Here is a 6,964-nt window from a genome sequence, read left to right on the forward strand (position 1 = left end):
TCCGTCTAGGTGTCTGGACGGATGTAATTCAATATATGCTGCTAACTGCAATAGTTGGAAACCAGAGAAGTAGTGACTATTGCTACAAATTTTTTGCCTAAGTCAAAACTTGGTCTGACTATACACTGATGCTATTTTCGACAAAAGTAAATAAGGGAGGTAAGTATGTTTGAGGCGATCCAGCCACTGGATATATACAATAAGAACATCAACATACTGATTGGCTCAGGCGCTTCAGCAGACTTGTTCCCGACGCTGTCCCTAGCCATCAAGAATGCAGATGGACGACGAGAAACGATCGAGACGCTCGCCACACAGTTTGAAAACTCGCCAGAGAAGCGAACCGCTTTATTCATGCACTACTACAACACATGTATTTTTCCAGTACAGACATTCGATCCAAGTTCCGTTACATCGGATAAAGGAAAAGAAAATCTCAAGAATTATGAGGTTTTTTTAACAACCCTTTTGGGGTTGTTGGATAGAAGGAAAGATCTCAACCGCAAAATCAATATTTTTACCACCAACTATGATGGATGTCTGTGCCATACAGCTGATAGCCTTCTCATGAAGGGCTCACATGATTTTGTGGTGAATGATGGTACCTCAGGTTTTCATACGAAGCATCTTCATTCCAAAAACTTCAGTACGTTTCAATGTCAAACTGGAGTATTTGAACGAAGCAACTATGGCATCCCACAGCTAAACATTATCCACCTTCACGGTTCGGTTTACTGGTCAAAAAGCGGTGATAAGATTGAAGTCAATTATCGCAATGATTTTAGTAACCTTTTGACAGAAGAGACACTTGGAAATTTGAATGGATATTCAGAATTTCTTGGTGTCGATGGCAACAGGACCGAAGGTATTCCATCCTTAGAATTCAGACAAGATCAGATAGATATTTTCTGGGGGGAGTACAATAAGCTACCGATTGTTAACCCCACGAAGTGGAAGTTTTACGAAACTGTCTTCGAAGAACACTACTACCAGATGCTCAGGCTATTAAGCTATGAGCTTGAAAAACCAAATTCTATACTCATCACATTTGGCTTTTCATTTGCTGATGAACACATTCTCAGGCTTATTCAACGCTCCCTCTCCAACCCACAACTTCATACTTTTATTTGCTGTTATAGCAACAATAGTGCAAACGATATGCGGGAAGAATTCAAATCTTGGAAAAACGTCCAAGTAATTGGACCAGCTGAAGGTATGAATATGGACTTCACCAATTTCAACAAATATGTTTTCTCACTCAAACCAGATAATTATGAACCTCCATTAAAAGCTGAAGAGGAGGATCTGATATGAGTATCATAGTAGGTGAGGTCATTGCAGTGAGTGGAGTACGTATCTCCCTTCGAATTTTTGAAGACTCCAATCATGAGACTATTTACTACGGAGGAGTTAAGTACAGAGGTATTTCACTTCGGGAACACGTAACTATTCAGCGAGGGTTTATAGACATTGTCTGCCTTGTTGAAGGTGAATTTTTGGATGAGAAAAGGCTAGAGGCTGATGCCGAGAAGATCCAATACGTACGAAAAGTGGATGTTCGCCCCATCGGTTATATAGTTGAGGATAAGTTTTTTGAAGGTGTGAAGTACATGCCGATGATCAGAGACAAGGCATCTCTACTCAGCGAACTCATGGTAGGGAAAATCTATGGGGCGGACGGAAAAACAGGCTTTTCTATTGGCTCTATGCTCAAAGAAAATGTACCAATCAACCTCCCATGGATGCGTTTATTCAACAGCCATCTGGGTATATTTGGTAACACCGGGAGTGGTAAATCTAATACGCTAGCTAAACTTTACACTACACTTTTTAATGAGCGGCTCCAAGCATTACAGCACAAGAGCCAGTTCGTTATCATAGATTTTAATGGTGAATACACGGAAGATCAGCTACTACCAGCCAAGAATAAACAAATCACAGTGCTGGATTCTAAAAAAGCAAAACATAAATTCAAGATTGAAGGCGCTCATTTTTGGGATGTCGAAACCCTGAGCCTCCTGTTTCAGGCAACTACAAACACACAACAGCCATTTCTGCGTCGGGTTCTATCTGGTAAGGAAAAATTTAAAACTACCCCACTCAAAAGATATGTGGAAAAGGTTTTTGAAAAAGTTTTTAGTACAGGCGAAGCGAAATCAGATGCTTTAGACCTGAGCCGTGAAATTGCACGCATGATTGACTGCGAATTGCTTCAAGACCATTTGAAGGGAATCATTTATTTTAATAAAGATAAATATTTTAAGCATGCCAGCGGTACGTACTATAATTCAAATGGCAATGGATTTGACGCTAACATCAAGCCTATTCTTGATGATAATGTTAATTTAGAAGGCATTGATCAATTCGACGAACTAATCTTGAGGTGCTACCTCCAACTCTGTTCAGATGTTGTATTTGGCTACGCCCAATACGAACACATTCAACCAGTGCTTGCCAGGGCCAAATCATCTATATCGGCTCTGCGTAATGTTCTTGAAATCGTTGATGTGCCACAACCACCACATCTCTTACATGTCATCTCTTTAAAGAAATGCAAAAATGAGATAAAAAAGATCTTACCACTGCTTGTTGCTAAGAATTTCTATACAAATCACAAAGATGCCGAGACTCTCAAGAGCCCTCCAAGCCGGACTCTTCACCTTATCATTGATGAGGCACACAATATTTTGTCAGAGCAGTCCACCCGTGAGCATGAAATCTGGAAAGACTACCGGCTTGAACTCTTTGAAGAAATAATCAAGGAGGGACGCAAATATGGCGTATACCTCACACTATCTAGTCAGCGGCCTGCCGATATTTCACCTACTATTGTTTCCCAGATTCACAACTTCTTCATACATCGATTAGTGAACGATCGCGACCTTATGCTGCTAGACAATACTATCAGCACGTTAGATTCCAGTTCTAAGACTCTCATACCGACTCTAGCCAAGGGCTGCTGCGTAGTCACTGGAACCGCTTTTGATCTTCCAATGATATTGAAAATTGACCCGCTGCTGAAACAGCATCGACCCAGCAGTGATGATGTGAACCTTGAAGAACTCTGGGCACTGCCTCCCGCTTAATACAGCGACTTTGCAATTGTTGTGTATTGTAACTCTAACAAAATGTGCCCTGTGAGTGTCTTCGGGGATTTCTGATATAGAAGGTTACTCTGGATTATCTCTCTTTCCATGAAAGATGTAGAGAGTAGCTTTTTGTTTACTTCATATATGAAAATTCAAATGTATTTTTGACATTGTACTGTTATAGAGAGAAACTGCGAGATAATAGCAGGAGGACCTATGCCACAATTATCATCATTACAGCTCTTCAAAAACCTCTCCGATGAAACCCGTCTAGGGATCGTACTGCTGCTCAGAGAGATGGGAGAGCTGTGCGTGTGCGATCTCTGTACAGCGCTGGATCAGTCACAGCCCAAGATCTCCCGCCACCTGGCAATGCTCCGGGAAAGTGGTCTATTACTGGATCGCAAACAGGGCAAGTGGGTTCACTACCGCTTGTCCCCACATATTCCTTCCTGGGCCGCTCAGGTGATTGAGCAGGCCTGGTTAAGCCAACAGGACGACGTACAGGCCATCGCCCGTAAGCTGGCATCGGCAAACTGCTCTGGTAGCGGTAAGGCTGTTTGCATCTAAAAAATTTGCCTGAACATATATGTTTTTTCAAATGTGATGTATTCAGAATGAAGACGTTAACGGTGTTTGACCCGGCAATGTGCTGCAGTACCGGCGTATGTGGCTCAGATGTCGATCAGGTTCTGGTTGATTTTTCTGCTGATGTGCAGTGGCTGAAAGGACGTGGCGTACAGGTTGAACGTTACAACCTGGTGCAGCAGCCCATGAGCTTTGTTCACAATGAGAAAGCGAAAGCATTCCTCGAAGCATCTGGAGCAGAAGGGCTTCCGCTACTGCTGTTGGACGGTGAAACGGTGATGGCTGGGCGATACCCAAAACGCGCTGAGCTGGCTCGCTGGTTCGGTATTCCGCTGGAGAAGGTAGGGTTAGCTCCCACCAGCTGCTGTGGTGGTAATACTTCCTGTTGCTGAATATGTCAGGAGGACATATGAAATTCTTACAGAATATCCCGCCTTACCTATTTTTTACCGGTAAGGGAGGTGTAGGAAAAACTTCTATTTCCTGTGCGACGGCTATCCGCCTTGCCGAACAGGGTAAGCGGGTTTTGCTGGTCAGTACCGATCCTGCCTCGAATGTCGGTCAGGTATTCGATCAGGCTATCGGTAACACCATTCGCCCTGTGACGGCAGTTCCTGGACTTTCCGCTCTGGAGATTGACCCGCAGGAAGCCGCCCAACAATACCGCTCCAGAATCGTTGAACCTATTAAAGGTCTGTTGCCTGATGAAGTTGTTAACAGTATCAGCGAGCAGCTTTCAGGAGCCTGTACCACGGAAATCGCGGCATTTGATGAGTTCACCGGCTTATTGACAGACGCTTCCCTGCTGACCCGCTTCGATCACATCATTTTTGATACAGCGCCAACGGGCCACACGATTCGCCTTCTCCAGCTTCCTGGTGCCTGGAGTAGCTTTATTGAAAGCAATCCAGATGGTGCTTCCTGTCTTGGCCCAATGGCCGGGCTGGAAAAGCAGCGTGAGCAGTATGCTCACGCGGTAGAGGCGTTATCCGATCCTGAAAGTACCCGCCTGGTTCTGGTTGCACGACTGCAGAAATCGACGCTACAGGAAGTCGCCCGCACCCATGAAGAACTGGCTGCGATTGGCCTGAAAAACCAGTACCTGGTGATTAATGGTGTGCTGCCTGCAGCCGAAGCAGAGCATGACGCCTTGGCTGCTGCGATATGGCAACGGGAGCAGGAGGCACTGGCAAATCTCCCTGCCGGTTTATCCGGGCTGCTGACAGATACCTTATTACTACAGCCAGTCAACATGGTTGGCGTGTCTGCATTGAAGGGACTGCTGGACACCCGCTCAGAGAGATTACCCCTCCCAGCAATGAACGTCCCGTGCACGCCTCAAAACTTATCGCTCTCTGGCCTGGTCGATGATATCGCTCGCAGTGAGCACGGCCTGATTATGTTGATGGGCAAAGGTGGCGTAGGTAAAACCACGATGGCTGCGGCCATCGCCGTCAGGCTGGCAGACATGGGATTTGACGTGCATCTCACGACCTCTGATCCTGCTGCACATCTGAGTACAACGCTGAACGGCAGCCTGAATAACCTGCAGGTCAGCAGGATTAATCCACACGATGAAACCGAACGTTATCGCCAGTATGTCCTAGAGACGAAGGGAAGAGATCTGGACGAAGCAGGGAAACGGCTACTGGAAGAGGATTTACGCTCTCCTTGTACTGAAGAAATTGCCGTGTTCCAGGCCTTTTCCCGAGTGATTCGTGAAGCGGGTAAGCGGTTTGTTGTCATGGATACCGCCCCTACGGGACACACGCTGTTGCTGCTGGATGCTACCGGTGCTTATCACCGAGAGATAGCCAAAAAAATGGGGGGTAAAGGTCATTTTACTACCCCAATGATGCAGCTTCAGGATCCGGATAGAACCAAAGTTCTGCTTGTTACACTTCCTGAAACCACACCGGTACTGGAAGCGGCAAACCTGCAGGCTGACCTTGAAAGAGCGGGGATTCATCCGTGGGGCTGGATTATCAATAACAGCCTTTCCATTGCGGATACGCGTTCTCCGTTGCTTTGCCAGCGCGCTCGTCAGGAACAGCCTCAGATTGAGGCTGTTAAGAATCAGCACGCTGACCGTATAGCACTTGTTCCGGTGCTGGCGTCAGAGCCCGCTGGTATTGAAAAGCTCAGAGAGTTGATGAGTTAATTTTTTTGCATATACAGGGCGGCAAAGTCGCCCTGTCAGGAGGCTTTATGTTACTGGCAGGTGCTATTTTTGTCCTGACCATTGTTTTGGTTATCTGGCAACCAAAGGGATTAGGGATCGGCTGGAGTGCAATGCTGTGCGCGGGGCTGGCTCTGATATCTGGCGTTGTGCATGTGGGCGATATTCCGGTGGTGTGGAATATCGTCTGGAACGCGACGGCGACCTTTATTGCCGTGATTATTATCAGCCTGCTGCTTGATGAATCTGGTTTTTTCGAATGGGCAGCGCTGCACGTTTCCCGCTGGGGTAACGGTCGTGGACGTTTGCTCTTTACGTATATCGTTCTGCTCGGTGCGGCGGTGGCGGCACTGTTTGCCAACGATGGTGCGGCACTTATTCTGACGCCGATAGTCATCGCCATGCTGCTGGCATTAGGGTTCAGCAAAGGCACAACGCTGGCATTCGTCATGGCTGCCGGTTTTATTGCCGATACTGCCAGCCTGCCGCTTATCGTGTCGAACCTGGTGAATATAGTCTCGGCGGACTTCTTTGGACTGGGCTTTACTGAGTATGCCTCGGTAATGGTGCCAGTGGATATTGCCGCTATTATCGCCACGCTGGTGATGCTGCATCTGTTCTTCCGCAAAGATATTCCGCCTACTTACGACCTGGCTCTCCTGAAAGCACCTGCAAAAGCGATTAAAGATCTGGCAACCTTCAGAACCGGCTGGATCGTGTTGATCCTTCTTCTGGTTGGCTTTTTCGTCCTTGAGCCGCTCGGTATTCCCGTTAGCGCGATTGCGGCTGTTGGCGCTGTAATCCTGTTTGCTGTGGCGAAACGAGGCCATGTCATTAACACTGGTAAAGTGCTGCGTGGGGCACCATGGCAGATAGTCATCTTCTCGCTGGGGATGTATCTGGTGGTCTATGGCCTGCGTAATGCAGGGCTAACAGAATATCTCTCCAGTGTGCTGAACGTGTTGGCTGATAAAGGACTTTGGGCCGCGACGTTTGGTACCGGCTTCCTGACAGCTTTCCTGTCTTCCATCATGAACAATATGCCTACCGTGCTGGTTGGCGCTCTCTCTATTGATGGCAGCACCGCAACAGGCGTTATCAAAGAGGC

At 46.9% G+C, this 6,964-nt stretch carries 6 protein-coding genes; all 6 read left to right on the forward strand.

The genetic code is table 11. From position 1 onward, the window contains the following. Window positions 1-165 precede the first annotated feature (165 nt). Window positions 166-1,314, forward strand: a complete 1,149-nt coding sequence (locus tag ACI2I2_RS22975) for an SIR2 family protein (protein WP_032294615.1) — start codon at window positions 166-168, stop codon at window positions 1,312-1,314. After that, window positions 1,311-3,086, forward strand: coding sequence for an ATP-binding protein (locus ACI2I2_RS22980; protein ID WP_032170439.1), 1,776 nt, complete (start codon window positions 1,311-1,313; stop codon window positions 3,084-3,086). Before ACI2I2_RS22975 ends, ACI2I2_RS22980 begins: the two co-directional genes overlap by 4 nt. Window positions 3,087-3,305: 219 nt before the next feature. Next, window positions 3,306-3,659, forward strand: a complete 354-nt coding sequence (gene arsR, locus ACI2I2_RS22985; RefSeq protein WP_032181589.1) for an As(III)-sensing metalloregulatory transcriptional repressor ArsR — start codon at window positions 3,306-3,308, stop codon at window positions 3,657-3,659. A 47-nt stretch (window positions 3,660-3,706) separates the two neighbouring features. Continuing rightward, complete coding sequence (gene arsD, locus ACI2I2_RS22990; protein ID WP_032170437.1) at window positions 3,707-4,069, forward strand: arsenite efflux transporter metallochaperone ArsD; 363 nt, start codon at window positions 3,707-3,709, stop codon at window positions 4,067-4,069. A gap of 17 nt (window positions 4,070-4,086) precedes the next feature. Then, on the forward strand, window positions 4,087-5,838 hold the full coding sequence (arsA, locus tag ACI2I2_RS22995) for an arsenite efflux transporter ATPase subunit ArsA (protein ID WP_032181591.1): 1,752 nt from the start codon (window positions 4,087-4,089) through the stop codon (window positions 5,836-5,838). A gap of 47 nt (window positions 5,839-5,885) precedes the next feature. Beyond that, the coding region (arsB, locus tag ACI2I2_RS23000; RefSeq protein ID WP_404660060.1) for an arsenite efflux transporter membrane subunit ArsB at window positions 5,886-6,964 on the forward strand (1,079 nt) is incomplete at its 3' end.

It is taken from the genome of Scandinavium sp. NPDC088450, from assembly GCF_044900545.1.
Lineage (GTDB): Bacteria > Pseudomonadota > Gammaproteobacteria > Enterobacterales > Enterobacteriaceae > Scandinavium.

Coding starts and splice junctions, on each gene's coding strand:
- ACI2I2_RS22980 (WP_032170439.1), top strand. CDS start 1,311: ATGAGTATCATAGTAGGTGAGGTCATTGCAGTGAGTGGAGTACGTATC.
- ACI2I2_RS22975 (WP_032294615.1), top strand. CDS start 166: ATGTTTGAGGCGATCCAGCCACTGGATATATACAATAAGAACATCAAC.
- arsA (WP_032181591.1), top strand. CDS start 4,087: ATGAAATTCTTACAGAATATCCCGCCTTACCTATTTTTTACCGGTAAG.
- arsR (WP_032181589.1), top strand. CDS start 3,306: ATGCCACAATTATCATCATTACAGCTCTTCAAAAACCTCTCCGATGAA.
- arsD (WP_032170437.1), top strand. CDS start 3,707: ATGAAGACGTTAACGGTGTTTGACCCGGCAATGTGCTGCAGTACCGGC.